The following is a 14368-nucleotide window of genomic DNA, read 5'->3' as shown; positions in this document are numbered from 1 at the left end:
AGTTCTTTGGGTACCTTTCTTTCAAGAAAGGTACGGTTCCAGCAGGCACAAAGAACTACGCACGATAAGCAATCGCTATATTGACAAATGTAATGATTTTTCGGCAGCATTTCGTTCCCCGGAAATGGAATAAAGTTTGTATTTTCGTGACACGAAAAAAGAGAACCGGATATGAACGACAGACCTGTGAGAGTCCGTTTCGCCCCCAGCCCCACCGGGCCACTGCATATGGGCGGCGTGCGCACCGCATTGTACAACTACCTTTTTGCCCGCCAGCACGGTGGCACTTTCCTGCTACGGATCGAAGATACCGACTCTCATCGGTTCGTGCCGGGCGCCGAGGCTTACATCATCGAATCGCTGAAATGGTGCGGCATCGAGATCGACGAAGGAGTGAGCGTCGGCGGGCCGCACGCCCCCTACCGGCAGAGCGAACGGCGCGAAATCTACCTCAAATACGCCGAACAGTTAGTCAAAGACGGGTGGGCCTACTATGCCTTCGACACCCCGGAAGAGCTGGAAGCCATTCGGAAAGAGTACGAAGAACGAGGAGAGACCTTCGCCTACAATTATGCCGTCCGGACGAAATTAGCCACCTCGATCGCCCTGCCTGAGGAGGAGGTAAAGGCACGTATCACGCGGGGCGACCAGTGGACGATCCGGTTCAAAATGCCGGAGGGAGAGACCATCGAGATGGACGACATGATCCGGGGGCATGTGACGGTCAACAGCTCGACCTTGGACGACAAAGTGCTGTACAAATCGGCCGACGCGCTGCCCACCTACCACCTGGCCAACATCGTGGACGACTACCTGATGGAGATCACCCACGTGATCCGGGGCGAAGAGTGGCTGCCGTCGCTGCCGCTGCACGTGATGCTCTACCGGGCATTCGGCTGGGAGGAACGGATGCCGCGGTTCGCCCATCTGCCGCTGCTGCTGAAGCCGACCGGCGGGGGCAAGCTCAGCAAACGGGACGGAGACAAGTTGGGTTTCCCTGTCTTCCCGCTGCAATGGAAGCCGCAGGACAGCGGCGAGGGAGCCAGGGGATACCGCGAGGACGGCTATTTCCCGGAAGCATTCGTGAATCTGTTGGCACTGCTGGGGTGGAACCCGGGCAACGATCACTCGGAAATCCTCTCGATGCCGGAGTTAATCAATCTCTTCTCGCTCGAACGGGTGAGCAAGTCGGGCGCACGATTCGACCCGGAAAAGGCCCGGTGGTTCAACGCGCAATACCTCCATCACAAGTCGGACGCGGAATTGACCGCGCTCTTTCTGCCCGTGCTGGCGGCACACGGTCATCGGGATATCCCGGTGGCGAAAGTGGAACGCATAATGGGATTGATCAAGGAGCGGGCGACGTTCATCGGCGATCTGTGGCCGCTGGCCGCCTACTTCTTCGAGGCTCCGCAGGAGTACGACCCGAAAGCGGTGGCGAAATTCTGGAAAGACAACAATCCGGAACACCTCCAGAACCTGCGGCGGCAGTTAGAGGTGGTTGAAGACTTCACGGCTCCGAACCTCGAAGCGAAAGCGCACGCGTGGATTGAGGAGCAGGGATTGCCGATGGGTAAAGTAATGAATACCTTGCGTTTGGCCTTGGTGGGGTCGAGCACGGGGGCGAACCTCTTCGACATCGCAGAGCTGATCGGCCGGGAAGAGTTCCTGCGACGGATCGAACGGGCGCACGAGATACTTGGATAGCATCCGTCCGACTGACCGATAGGGTCTGACTTTACGCGGGACGCCACCACGCCGTTAAATGGGACTTTCCCGTACTATTCGGACGGTGTCGTAGGTGAGAAGTACGGCGACGGTCATTACAAGGCCACCAACGGTCGTCTCTACAAGGTAACGGACGACAGCACCGCGGGAACCCCGCTCGCCTGGTACCCCGCACCGGGCTACCGCGACGCAGGCAATTACGGGCGATTGGGCGCGCTGGACGGCGTCGGCAACCACGGCTATAGCTGGTCGTCTGCGGTCAGTGGTATCCTCGGGCGGTTCTTGTACTTCAGCACGCAGTACCTCAGTCCCAGCAACGTGGACAGCCGTGGCCTGGGTCTTCAGTTGCGTTGCCTCTCGGAATAAACGGGAAGGGATAGCAAGTACGAACCGGTCGAAAACACAGAAAGCGGGGGTGCAACTGTAACAACAGTTGCGCCCCCGCTTCTCTTATACCTCGGCGCTGTTTAGTTCGAGAAGGTCAAGCCCGCCTTCGAAGCGTCCACCAGCACCGGTTTCTCCTTGTTCACTTTGCCGCCCAGAATCTGTTTGGACAGCTCGTTCACCAAGTTCCGCTGCAACGACCGCTTGATGGGCCGTGCCCCGAACTGCGGATCGAACCCGTCCTCGGCCAGCCAGTCCACCGCCCGATCGCTCACCGCCAGCTCGATGCCGCTCTGGGCCAGCATCCGCGTCAGGGAGTTGATCTGGAGCGTCACGATCTGACGCACATCGGTCAGCGTCAGCGGCAGGAACATGATGATCTCGTCGATCCGGTTCAGAAACTCCGGACGGATCGTCTGTTTCAGCAGATCCATCAGTTCGTTTTTCGTCGATTCGACAATTCCGTCCCGTTTCTCTTCCGTCATCTCCTTGTCGTTCAGCCCGTCGAACCGCTCATTGATGATGTGCGACCCGATGTTCGACGTCATGATGATGATCGTGTTGCGGAAGTCGACCGTCCGGCCCTTGTTGTCCGTCAACCGGCCGTCGTCCAGCACCTGAAGCAGGATATTGAAGACATCCGGATGAGCCTTTTCGATCTCGTCGAGCAGCACCACCGAATAGGGCTTGCGCCGCACCGCCTCCGTCAGCTGTCCCCCTTCGTCGTAGCCCACGTATCCCGGAGGCGCCCCGATCAACCGCGACACGCTGTGCCGTTCCTGATATTCGCTCATGTCGATCCGCGTCATCAGGTTGGCGTCGTTGAAGAGGAATTCCGCCAACGCCTTGGCCAGCTCGGTCTTCCCCACCCCGGTCGTCCCGAGGAAAATAAACGAGCCGATCGGTTTGTGCGGATCCTGCAACCCGGCCCGCGAACGCCGCACAGCATCCGAAATGGCCCGAATCGCCTCGTCCTGACCGATCACCCGTTTGTGGAGCTCGTCCTCCATGAAGAGGAGCTTTTCGCGTTCGCTGGCCAGCATCCGACTCACCGGAATCCCCGTCCAACGCGATACCACGCCGGCGATATCCTCGGCATCGACCTCCTCTTTGATCATCGGATTGTCGTTCTGGTTCTCGCCCAGCTGCGCCTGCAACCGTTCGATCTCCTTCTCGGACTCCTGTATCTTGCCGTACCGCAGCTCGGCCACCCGACCGTAGTCGCCGCGCCGTTCCGCATCGGCCGCCTCCATCTTGAAGTTGTCGATCGCCTCTTTCTCCTTCTGAATCCCCTCGATGATGTCGCGCTCGCCCTGCCACTTGGCCCGCAGCGAGTTCCGCTGCGCATTGAGCTCTTCGATCTGCTGGGTCAGCTCTTCCACCTTCTTGTCGTCGTTCTCCCGGCGAATCGCCTCGCGTTCGATTTCGAGCTGCCGCACCCGCCGGTCGAGCTCGTCGATCTCTTCGGGCACAGAGTTCATCTCGGTACGAAGCTTAGCTGCCGCCTCGTCGATCAGGTCGATCGCCTTGTCCGGCAGGAACCGAGAGGTGATATAGCGGTGCGAAAGCTCGACCGAAGCGATGATCGCCTCGTCTTTGATCCGCACCTTGTGGTGATTTTCGTAACGCTCCTTCAGCCCGCGGAGGATCGAAATGGCATCGGGCACACTCGGCTCGTCGACCATCACCTTCTGGAACCGCCGTTCCAGCGCCTTATCCTTTTCGAAATACTTCTGGTACTCGTCCAGCGTCGTCGCCCCGATCGAGCGCAGTTCGCCCCGCGCCAACGCCGGTTTCAGGATATTGGCGGCGTCCATCGCCCCTTCGCCGCCGCCAGCGCCGACCAGGGTATGGATTTCGTCGATGAAGAGGATGATCTGTCCGTCGGAATCGGTCACCTCTTTGACGACCGCTTTGAGCCGCTCTTCGAACTCGCCTTTGTACTTGGCCCCGGCGATCAGGGCCCCCATATCGAGCGAAAAGAGCTGTTTGTCTTTCAGGTTTTCCGGTACGTCGCCCTCCACGATCCGATGGGCCAGCCCCTCGGCGATGGCGGTCTTCCCGACCCCCGGCTCGCCGACCAGAATCGGGTTGTTCTTCGTGCGCCGGGTCAGAATCTGGAGCACGCGCCGGATCTCTTCGTCGCGCCCGATCACCGGGTCGAGTTTCCCTTTGCGCACCTGTTCGATCAGGTTGATGGCATACTTGCCCAGCGCGTCGAACTGCTGTTCGTTGGTCTGGCTGTCGACGGTCGTCCCTTTGCGAAGCTCCTTAATCGCCGCGGAGAGCTCTTTGGCGGTCACGCCGGCGTCCTTGAGCAGCCGCCCCACTTCGGCCAGCCCCAGCAGAATGTGTTCCGGCGTAACGTATTTATCGCCGAACTGCGTGGTGGCCTGCATGGCTTTCTGCATCACCTGATTGCTCTCCGAGGAGAGGTAGGGCTCGCCGCCCTGCACTTTGGGCAGGCGAGAGAGATCGTTCTGCACAGCCGTCCGCAGGGCGGTCATATTGGTTCCCACTTTGCCCAACAGGTAGACGCCGATGGAGTCCTCCTCGCGGAGCATGGCGCTCAGGATGTGGGCCGGTTCGACAGCCTGCTGCCCGCCGGCGACGGCGAGGTTCACCGCCTGTTGGAGCAGCTCCTGCGCCTTGATGGTTAAATTACTGGTTGTCATAATGGTGTTTATAGATTTTATAATTATTTCCGGTTATTTGCCCGTTAAATCCTGCAAACTTCCTGCCAAAAAAGGGGTGCCTGACATTTTGTCAAGCACCCCTTCCGCCACTCTCCGAACCAGCGGTTCTACCGTTTCAGTTCGTAATACGGAATGCGGCCGAGCGGCACGGAAATCTCCATCACCAACGGCCCTTTGAAGCGTTTCCCCTGATCGTCCACCCATGTCCCGCGCGGCAGCCGCACGGTGCGTTTGCCTTCGTCCGTCACCACAGGCGCCACGAGGTATTTCGCCCCGAGCATATATTGGTCGCGACAGTCCCAGAACCCTTTGTTGGGATACATGTACTCCATGCTCCGCACCATCGGTTCGCCGGTCTTGGCCGCCTGTGCGGCGGTTTCGAGCAGGTAGGGGGCCATTTTTTCGTGCAGTTTCGCCGCTTCGCGGCAGTAGCCGAGGTGTTCGGCGTCGAGCACGCGCCACGGCGCGACCGAGAACTGCATCATCGGCATCAGGGCATGCAGCTGGGCCGATCGGACGATCAAATCCTGATCCAGCCGCTCCTGCGCTTCGGCGGAAAAATCGGCCACCTGACCGCCTCCGACCATATCGGGACAGGTGTAAGGATACCCCAAAATCCCCGCATTGATCATCTCGGGCACGAGCTGTTGCAAGGCTTCCCAGCTGTGGTTCTTGTCGGCGAGCCGCTGCACGAGGGGCGACCCCTGCAATCCCCAGGCGGCACGATATTCGTTGTACGGGAACCGGTTCCCCAGTTCGCCCCACCGCTGCAAGTGATCGACCGCCCGGGCGTTCTTGTCGTGATAATCCTGGGTGGCAGGATCATAAAAATAGGTATCCCCGGCATCGAATTTGAAGCCGTCCACGCCATATTCCCGCTGCATGCGTTCGAGCTGACGCTGCAAATGAGCGAACGCCGCCGGGTTGGTCAGGTCGTAACAAGCGCTGTAACCGTTCCACCACGGTATGATCGCGGCTTTGTTCGTTCCTTTTTGTTTGATAAGGAAGCCTTTGGACTGTAATTCGCGAAATTCCGGACTGTCCGGACTCACGAACGGCGATATCCACAACATCACGTTGAACCCTTTGGCGTGCAACCGGTCGACCATCGCTTTCGGATCGGGAAAGCGCTCGGCTTTGAAGTCGAAGTTGCCGTAGTACCGCTGCCAGTTGTCGTCCACCATCAGTATCCCGGCCGGAAAGCCGTGGGCCAGAATGTCGTCCGCGTAGCGTTCGATGGCCTCCTGGCTCTGGTCGTATTGCAGTTCGATCCAGGTATTATATTGCGGCCGGCTGAAAAAGAGTTCGGGCGGGGTCTGTCCGTTCGATCGGAACCGGGCGTTTTTGCCGAGAATCACGGCTTCGCGCAAGGTTTTCCCGGCTTTCACAGCCCGAACGTCTCCGACGGGCGAGTCGATGAGGAATTTCCGCCCGTCGAACCGAAAGGTGAACGGCGCGTCGCTCCAAATATACCGTCCGAGGCTGGAGACGAGGAACGGAGCGGACTGGTTTTGAAGGTTATCCGCGCCTAACCGATAGCTCCGGTCGGCGGCCTCGAAAGGCATGGCGGCACCGAGAGCCGTATAAGCTCCCCACCACCGCTCTCCGGCGAGCACCGGAATTTCGCTCTTATGCTGTCCGGAGGCGGTGCGGCACACTGTCAACAAAACGATCGAGACCAGAAAAATCGAGAGATATCGGTTCTTTTTCATCGGATTGGCTATAATTGACTGATCAAAGGACTATTTTCTTGAGTAACGAGGTGAAATACAAGGTTTGCTCGCCGAACAGCGGGCCGGTGATGGAGGCGTATTCACCGATCATTTCGGTCATGAATCGCTGGTATTCGGCTGTGTCGGGCACGTCGACCTGCAAGGAGTAGGTGTAATGCGGATCGCCGTGATCGGTCAGCACGCGGGTGAAAACCATCCGTGTCTGGTCGCTGCCGAACCCACCGGCGCGCAAAAAAGGTACGAACTGCCTCACAAAGAGGTCGTACCACCGTTCATGCACGGCGGGCTCGACAATAAAGGTGGTATTTACGATATACATGGTTTCTCCAAATCTGTCTGGTTTCAGGGTTTCGGGCGGTATAGGGCCGATTTCGGACGCCGGGCGGGCGATGCCTTCCGGCACTCGGAAAGGGCAGTCTCTACCCCAATTCTTTATCCGTGCGCCCAACGCAAATACATGACAGCTGTCCGGTCTGAAACAATTGCCCCCGATCAATTCCGATTCGGGAGGAACGAGTATTCCGACGAGTAGGTCAGCATCTGATCCACATAATCCGTCGGGTACTCGATCCGGACATCCGTCATGGCCCCTGCCTCGTCCAGCACCGGCACATACCGCGGATTCACAAAACCCGAGTAAGGAGCTATATTCAACGCCGCATACCGTTTCAACACCTCGCCGTGCAACGTCGGATCGACCTTCACGCCATACTGTTCGACCAGCTCCATCCCCGCCTTGAAATCGCCCTCCGACTTGATGCGCTGAATCTCGCGCAGCAGCTCGCCGAACAACTCCCGCAACTTATCGTAGTCGTTCACCACCACATACGTTTTCCCCGCTTCGGTGACAAACTCCACCACCCGATCCGCCTTGCCCCGCTCGTAGACCCAACCGGCAATCAACGCCCGATTACGCATGTGCGCCTCTTCGATATTCTTGCCCGGCTCGATCCGCGTCAGCTGCGTCATCAAACCGTTCATCATGTAGTTGTTGTACTCGGCCTTCGCCACGTCGAGCGTCGGAATCACCCCCAACTCGACCAGCTTCGGATCGTTCATGTAGTAGAGCGCGAACAGATCCGCCCGGGCCTCTTCGAGCGTCGAGCCGTAGTTTTTCAACTCGTCGCCCCGCACCCCTTCGGCCAATTGTCCCGAAGCGTGTCCCAGACACTCGTGCAGGTCGGTATGCAGGTTATTCCCCACCGTCCCCCACTTCGCGCGCAACTCACGGTCTTCGGGCCGCAGGATGAACTCTTCGGCAAAGCCGTTCCCGGCCGCAGCCGCATCGTAAGCCGCCGTAATATTGGCGATGGTCACCGATTTCGAACCGTGGTCGCGCCGGATCCAGTCCGCATTGGGCAGGTTGATCCCGATCGGCGTCGCGGGATAGCAGTCGCCGCCCAGCATCGCTACGGTAATCACCTTGGCCGACACCCCTTTGACCTGCGGTTTGCGGTACCGGGGATCGATCGGCGAATGGTCTTCGAACCACTGGGCATTGTCGCTGATAATCTGCGTCGTCTTGGTCGCTTCGAGATTCTTGAAGTTCACGGTCGACTCCCATGAAGCCTTGTACCCCAGCGGATCGCCGTAGTTTTCGATAAACCCGTTCACGTAGTCCACCGTCGACTTCGTGTCCTGCACCCAGGCCACGTTGTAGTCGTCGAAACGCTTCAGGTCGCCGGTCTTGTAGTAGTCGATCAGCGTCCGGGTATAGGCCTCCTGTTCCGGCGTGTCGGCCACCGCAGCGGCCCGTTCCAGCCATTTGACGATCTCGCGGATCGCCGGCCCGTACATCCCGTCGACCGACCAGACCCGTTCGACAATCTTCCCGTCCGCCCCCTTGACCAGCTGGCTGTTCAGCCCGTAAGAGACCGGCTGCCGGTCGGTGGTATCGGTCAGGGCGGTGTAGAACGCCTCGGCCTCCTGCTGGGTCACGCCGTTGTAGTAGTTGCAGGCCGATGCGGCGATCATATCCACGCCGGCGGTCTGATCGACCCGTTTCGGATAGAGCGTCGGGTCGAAAATCACGGCTTTCACGGTGTCGAGCAGCGTCCCCTGAATATCTCCGAACTTATCCGCAGGCGTAGCGGCAAGCAGGGTGTCGAAATACTCCGCGCTGAACTCCGGGGTGAACTTGTCGCCGGAATAGTGGTGGTGCACGCCATTGGCGAACCAGACTTTTTTGAGGTATTTTTCGAAAGCGAGCCACTGGTCGGCGGTCTTATCGCCGTCGTAGGTCGTATAAATGGCTTCGAGCGTCCGCCGTACCGGGAGGTTGTATTTGCAGTTCTGGTCGTAGAGAATATCCCGTCCGCAGAGCGCAGCCTGACCGAGGTAGTAGATAAACTGTTTCTGCCGCGGGGTGAGGCTGTCGAAATCGGGCACCCGATAGCGCAGCACGTTGATGTCGTCGAATCGGTCGATGTGCCATTGGAAGTTCTCCGCCTGCGCATCCTTTGCGTTGCGGTCGGCTCCGCAACCGGTGGTCAATAGTGTGGTCATAAGCAAAGCGGCCGCCAGGCCGGTCTTCTGTTTCATCGTCTGTATTTTGAGTTCGTTATATTTTGTTTCCAGTCGGCTCTGCCCCGCCTTCGAGGTCACTCGTTCCAGATTTCCCAGCTGCGCTCCGCCTGGAGCACCAGCATCTCCAGCCCGCACTTCACCCACGCCCCGCGCCGACGTCCCTCGCGCAGAAAAGCGGTCTCGGCCGGATTGTAGATCAGGTCGTAGAGGTAATGCCCCGCCCCGATACGCTCATAAGGCAGAGCCGGCCGGGCATCCCGATCGGGGTACATCCCCAAAGGCGTGGTATTGACGATCAGCCGGTGTTCCGCCACGATCTCCGGCGTCAATTGTTCATAGGCCAGCCGAGCCGCTCCCGCCGCCGTCCGCGACACCTCGACGTAAGCAATCCCCAGTTTGTTCAACACGTAATGCACCGCCTGGGCCGCGCCTCCCGTTCCCAACACCAGTGCCTTCAGCGACGAGAGCTCGCCCGGGAAAGTCCGCAGCATCTCCCGCAACGACATCTCGAAACCGTACACATCCGTATTGTAGCCCCGGAACGAGCCGTCGGCCGCCACCCGCACACAGTTCACCGCTCCCACCTCCCGCGCCTCCGGGTCGATCTCCGCCAACAGCGGCAGGATATGTTGCTTGTGCGGAATGGTGATGTTGAACCCGCAGATATCCTCCGGCAAAACCCGCCTCAACTCCTCGATCCGCTCCACCGGAAAATTTTCATACGTACACTTCCCCTGCAACCCCTCCGCCGCGAACTTCGCTGCAAAATAGCCCGCCGAAAAGGAGTGTCCGAGCGGAAAACCTATCAACCCATATCTTTTCATCGTCTCCTGTCGTTTCTTAATGCCCGGCAGCCTCTTGTTCCGCCACCCGCCGCCGCGACAGCACGGTCGCTCCCCGCTCGATCCCCCAGATCAGCAGGAATCCCACCGCCATAAACACGATGGCCCAGCCCAACAGCGCCGGCTGCCCGGTCAGCTGCTCATACGCTCCCGGGAGCACATTCCGCTCCAACAGCGGCAACACCTCGCCGTGGCTGTTGGTATAGGTCTCCACCACCCGTTTCCACGGCCATATCTTGTTGAGCGACCCCACCATAAAACCGGTCAGCAAAGCCACCGTCACCCCGTGATACTTGGCCAGCAGCCACGAAAGGAGGTGCGAGAAGCTGACGATCCCCACCACCGCTCCCACGGCGAACAGCAGCAGCACCGGTACATTAAAGGTCGATACCGCCCCGATAATATAGGCGTACTTGCCCAGCAAGAGCAAGATGAAAGCCCCCGAAATCCCGGGCAGGATCATGGCGCAGATCGCCACCGCCCCCGAGAGCACGATAAACCACCACGCATCCGGCGTCGACGCCGGGCTCAGCACCGTAATCACATAGGCGGCCACGGCTCCCGCCACCAAAGCGACGACGGTGCCGATCCCCCACCGTTTCACCTCGCGCGCCACGAGCCACGACGAGGCGATAATCAGTCCGAAGAAGAACGACCAGACGAAGATCGGATAGCTCTCCAAGAGGTATTTCATCAGTTTGGCGAGCGAGAAGACCGAGATGGCGATCCCGGCCAGCACGGAGAAGAGAAATCCGCCGTGAATATGGCGCCAGAATCCGCGCAGGTCGAACCGGCCCAGAAGCCTCAACGCCGTGAGGTCAAACGATCGGATCGCTCCGACCAGCTCTTCGTAAATCCCCGTAATAAAAGCGATCGTCCCGCCCGAGACGCCTGGAATCACATCGGCGGCCCCCATCCCGATGCCCTTGAGCACCAGCAGGGGATAGTTTCTTTTCGATTTCATAGAGAAGAAGTATTCGAATTACCGGAAAAGACAAAGATACCTTTTTTCAAGCAATTTCCCTCTCGCCGCCCCCACCGAATCCCTTGGCAAGCTTGCCATCCAAAAAGCGGGCTCGGATTTTTTCCGAGCCCGCTTGATTTTTCGTTGCGAGAAAGCAATCCTCGCCTACAACGAGCGGATCACCTTCATCATCTGCTCGCCCAGCCCGATCCGGTAGCCCTGCGAAACGAACACCACCCGGCCAAACGTATCGGCCACCACAAAGACCGGCAAATCGTTCATATTCGTCAACTCCAGCGACTGCCGAAGCATCCCGGCCACCTCGCCGCCTTTGTCGACGCCGTAGGTGATCGTCTTCGGCAACTCGCCGAACTCCGACGCGTCGAACGCCGCCAACTGTTCCGCCGTCGGGAAGAGGAACACCAGCCCCCGACCCCACTGTTCCAGCTCCGCTTTCAAGGCGGCGATGTCGCGCAGCGCATGGTTCGTCGGCTCTTTCTTCGCCTCCAACAAAGCCAGCACAAAGTACCCCCGGCCGGTAGTCGAAAGAATCGACTGCGGCTCGGTCGCCCCCTGGGCCAGAAATTTAGACTCCGGATTCATCGTGCCGATCACCTGCACGGCATTGTCGTCCTCGCGCATCGTCATATTGAGCGTCGTCTGCTCGCCCGCCTCGATCGGGAAGAAGCGCACCTCGCTCAGCACTGTCCCGTCCGCCATCCGCGTGCCGCTCGTGAGCATGTAGTCGCCCGCCTCCAGCACCACCGGCTTCCGGAAAATCGCCGACAACGACCCCGCAGCTCCCATATCCGCGTCCGGATCGCTCAGTTCGATCGTCTCGTAACGCCCGTTCCGGAAACGCGCCACCGTAAAGTGGCTGTAATATTTCGGATCGTCATTGTGTTTGCTCGGCACGTAGTTCACCATCAACGTCCCGCGCGGCACGGCACTCGCCGCAGCCGCCGAAGCCGCTTCGCCGTCGAAATCGACGTTCCGCCAAGCATCCACACCGCACGTCGCCGACAGATCGTAGTATTGCAACCGTCCCGTCACCGGTTCATGCCGCGCCGGAATCCCCTTGCTGCGCGCCATGGCGATGAAATAACGGTCGCGGGCCGCCCGGTCGCCCATCCCCGAAAGCTGCACCCCGAGGGCCGAGATCGGCAGCCGGCTCGGGTTGAGGCTGTCTACCAGCTCCACCCCCTTCGCCTTAAGGATAATCTCCTCGATGGTCGCCGGTTCGGAGGCCATCGCCGACCGATACGGTACGAGCAGCTCCCGTCCCACCCGCGGGTTGAGGATATACTCCTTAAAATACGGCCGGTCTTTATAAGCCACCGCCCCCGTCAGGTGGTCGGCGAGCACCGCCGCCGGCGTGTCCTGCAAGTCTTTGGTCGAAACGACATCCAGCAGGTCGAAAGCTGTAACCAACTCACCCAACTTCGCCGCCTCGGAGAGGAATTTCGCGATCTCCGCCCAGTTCCCGCGGCTCGTCGAAATCGCGTTCCACACCCGAGCGGTATCGGCACCGATCCGCTGCGCCAGCGCAAAGGCATCCTCCTTCGACATCCAGCCGGAGATATAGGCATTCCGAATCGAGTCCTCCTGTGCCAGCCGCAGCCCGTTGGCAGCCCGTTGTTCCGGCGTCACGCGATCCGCGGTTTTGCCCTCCGCCGGCGGAACGATGTCGAACGCAGCGGCATAGCTTTTGCCCGCTCCGCCCCGACGATTCAGAACGATCACCAGCGTATCTTGTTTCCCGAACGAGAGTTTTTCGTATCCGAAGTCAGCCCCGTCGGTCGCCCAGACGAGCATATCGCCCAACCCGGCGGTCATCGTGGTTTTCCCCTCGGCATCGGCCTTTTTGCGCACAGCAGGATAAAACTCGGCATAATTATAAATCCCGAAATCCACCGATGCGCCCGGTACTGCCGCACCGGTCGTATCGCGCACCACAATGGTCGCGGTCGCCACCGGAGCGTAGTTGTGGGTGACGTTGATTTCGGTATGGAGCGGGGTGCGGCCGATCACCTCTTCGTCGCCGAGATAATCGCCGAAAACTTTCGTGTGCATCAGCATCCCGCGCTTGCTGGGGCCGTCGAACCACCCCATATCGAGCACCGGTTCCGGTTCGCAGGCTCCGAAGTAGTACCACTTCCCGTCGGCCCATGCTTCGACCCAGGCGTGGTTGTCGTCGGTATGCGCCCACCGCGGGGTATAGACCTGCCGCGCGGGAATCCCCACGGCCCGCAGAGCGGCCACGGTAAAGGTAGACTCCTCGCCGCACCGCCCCTGGGCATTCCGCACGGCTGCCGACGGCGACATGGTACGGCCGTCGCTCGGCGTGTAGATCACCTTCTCGTGGCACCAGTGGTTCACCTCCAGAATGGCCTCTTCCATACTGAGCCCCTTGACGCGCTCTTTCAACTCGTCGTAGAAGGTCACGCGAGAGGTATCCAGATTCTCATTATTAATACGTACCGGCAGTACGTAGTGCAGGAACAGATCGTTCGGCACCGTCCGTCCCCAGGGCATCTCTTCGGCAGCCCGAAGCGAGGCGCGCACGTTGGCCAGATAAAGTTCCGGTGCATAATCGGTGGCATCGCCGACGGGCATGTAGGCATAGAGAAATTCCATTCCGTCCCGTTCTTTCGGGGTGGCTTCGGCGGGCAGTTCGGGAAGCCAGTCCGCACGTTCGGCGACTCGTTCGGCGACACGTTGCCGGGTCTGCGCCTGCTCCACCAGCCGGTCGCTGCCGCCGCAGGCGGTCAGCAAGGCGAGGGCCCATGCGGCAAAAAGTGTTTTCTTCATGGTGTTTGGGTATAATGTTTTTAGGTATGTTCAACATGTCTCTCCGAGCGCCGAACTCTCGGGATTCGGGTATCGTTCGTCCCCGCCCCGGGCTACCGCGACTTCGGTCGCGCGGGCTGGGAGGGCATAGCAAGGGGTATCGGCAACGGCGGGTACAGTTGGTCTTCCTCCTTTAGCGGGACTAGCGGCGTGTTCATGGACTTCGCCACGCAGGGTCTCCACCCCAACAACGCGCCCGATCGCGCCCACGGTTGTCAGTTGCGTTGCCTCTCGGAATAAACGGACGCTAAGCGTCTCTTACTGGCTGTGTCTACCCCAATACCTGCACCCTATTTGTACTCCTGCGGCTCGTAGAGCCGCGCAGGCCGAAGCCTCCCCCTCGGGAGGGACGCACAGCGTCTTTTAATGGCTGTGTCTACCCCAAGCAATCCGACAGCCTCTACCCTACCTTCTTTGGTTGACGTTGGCGGCCGAAGCCTGCGGGGCCCACAGCAACGTTAGTTGCGGGCCTCCGCTGCGGGAGGCTTCGGCCCGCGCGACCCTAAAGGGTCGCAGAAGCTCGGCCCAATTCACCGCCCTTTTCTGTCGGATTCGGCCTGTCGCCCACTCCCCTGAGCGGCTTTGCCGCTGGGCGACAAGGCCGGCGACCCTAAAGGGTCGCAAGAGCACTGCCCAAGTCCCCGC

9 protein-coding genes are annotated in these 14368 nt (G+C 59.8%); 2 read left to right on the top strand and 7 right to left on the bottom strand.

The genetic code is table 11. The features are described 5' to 3' along the window. Positions 1–171: 171 nt before the first annotated feature. Both gltX and Q9S52_RS09235 read left to right on the top strand, forming a co-directional pair. A complete protein-coding gene (gene gltX / locus Q9S52_RS09240; protein ID WP_304708910.1) occupies positions 172–1707 on the top strand; it encodes a glutamate--tRNA ligase in 1536 nt (511 codons plus the stop codon). Between the two features lie 228 nt (positions 1708–1935). After that, positions 1936–2094 carry a hypothetical protein gene (locus Q9S52_RS09235; RefSeq protein ID WP_304708909.1) on the top strand — a complete coding sequence of 53 codons (159 nt, stop codon included), beginning with the start codon at positions 1936–1938 and terminating at the stop codon, positions 2092–2094. Between the two features lie 101 nt (positions 2095–2195). Here the strand turns inward: Q9S52_RS09235 and clpB are convergent, their stop codons facing one another. The 7 genes from clpB to Q9S52_RS09200 form a co-directional block, all read right to left on the bottom strand. Further along, positions 2196–4787 carry an ATP-dependent chaperone ClpB gene (gene clpB / locus Q9S52_RS09230; RefSeq protein ID WP_304708908.1) on the bottom strand — a complete coding sequence of 864 codons (2592 nt, stop codon included), beginning with the start codon at positions 4785–4787 and terminating at the stop codon, positions 2196–2198. A gap of 128 nt (positions 4788–4915) precedes the next feature. Then, a complete protein-coding gene (locus tag Q9S52_RS09225; protein ID WP_304708907.1) occupies positions 4916–6520 on the bottom strand; it encodes a glycoside hydrolase family 31 protein in 1605 nt (534 codons plus the stop codon). Between the two features lie 22 nt (positions 6521–6542). Further along, positions 6543–6860, bottom strand: coding sequence for a DUF4286 family protein (locus tag Q9S52_RS09220; protein ID WP_294591673.1), 318 nt, complete (start codon positions 6858–6860; stop codon positions 6543–6545). Positions 6861–7033: 173 nt separating this feature from the next. After that, positions 7034–9082 carry a dihydrofolate reductase gene (locus Q9S52_RS09215; protein WP_370649006.1) on the bottom strand — a complete coding sequence of 683 codons (2049 nt, stop codon included), beginning with the start codon at positions 9080–9082 and terminating at the stop codon, positions 7034–7036. A gap of 59 nt (positions 9083–9141) precedes the next feature. After that, positions 9142–9891 carry a shikimate dehydrogenase gene (locus Q9S52_RS09210; protein WP_300728127.1) on the bottom strand — a complete coding sequence of 250 codons (750 nt, stop codon included), beginning with the start codon at positions 9889–9891 and terminating at the stop codon, positions 9142–9144. Between the two features lie 16 nt (positions 9892–9907). Next, positions 9908–10873 carry a DUF368 domain-containing protein gene (locus Q9S52_RS09205; protein WP_304708906.1) on the bottom strand — a complete coding sequence of 322 codons (966 nt, stop codon included), beginning with the start codon at positions 10871–10873 and terminating at the stop codon, positions 9908–9910. A gap of 165 nt (positions 10874–11038) precedes the next feature. After that, positions 11039–13684 (bottom strand): transglutaminase family protein, encoded by a 2646-nt coding sequence (locus Q9S52_RS09200; RefSeq protein WP_304708905.1) that lies wholly within the window; start codon positions 13682–13684, stop codon positions 11039–11041. Positions 13685–14368: the final 684 nt, after the last annotated feature.

This window comes from uncultured Rikenella sp. (assembly GCF_948810725.1).
GTDB lineage: Bacteria > Bacteroidota > Bacteroidia > Bacteroidales > Rikenellaceae > Rikenella.
This window is presented reverse-complemented; position numbering and strand designations above follow the sequence as displayed.

What these genes read in the sequence shown, in the direction of transcription:
- gltX (WP_304708910.1), top strand. Translation starts at nt 172, where the DNA reads ATGAACGACAGACCTGTGAGAGTCCGTTTCGCCCCCAGCCCCACCGGG.
- clpB (WP_304708908.1), bottom strand. Translation starts at nt 4,787, where the DNA reads ATGACAACCAGTAATTTAACCATCAAGGCGCAGGAGCTGCTCCAACAG.
- Q9S52_RS09225 (WP_304708907.1), bottom strand. Translation starts at nt 6,520, where the DNA reads ATGAAAAAGAACCGATATCTCTCGATTTTTCTGGTCTCGATCGTTTTG.
- Q9S52_RS09220 (WP_294591673.1), bottom strand. Translation starts at nt 6,860, where the DNA reads ATGTATATCGTAAATACCACCTTTATTGTCGAGCCCGCCGTGCATGAA.
- Q9S52_RS09215 (WP_370649006.1), bottom strand. Translation starts at nt 9,082, where the DNA reads ATGAAACAGAAGACCGGCCTGGCGGCCGCTTTGCTTATGACCACACTA.
- Q9S52_RS09210 (WP_300728127.1), bottom strand. Translation starts at nt 9,891, where the DNA reads ATGAAAAGATATGGGTTGATAGGTTTTCCGCTCGGACACTCCTTTTCG.
- Q9S52_RS09205 (WP_304708906.1), bottom strand. Translation starts at nt 10,873, where the DNA reads ATGAAATCGAAAAGAAACTATCCCCTGCTGGTGCTCAAGGGCATCGGG.
- Q9S52_RS09200 (WP_304708905.1), bottom strand. Translation starts at nt 13,684, where the DNA reads ATGAAGAAAACACTTTTTGCCGCATGGGCCCTCGCCTTGCTGACCGCC.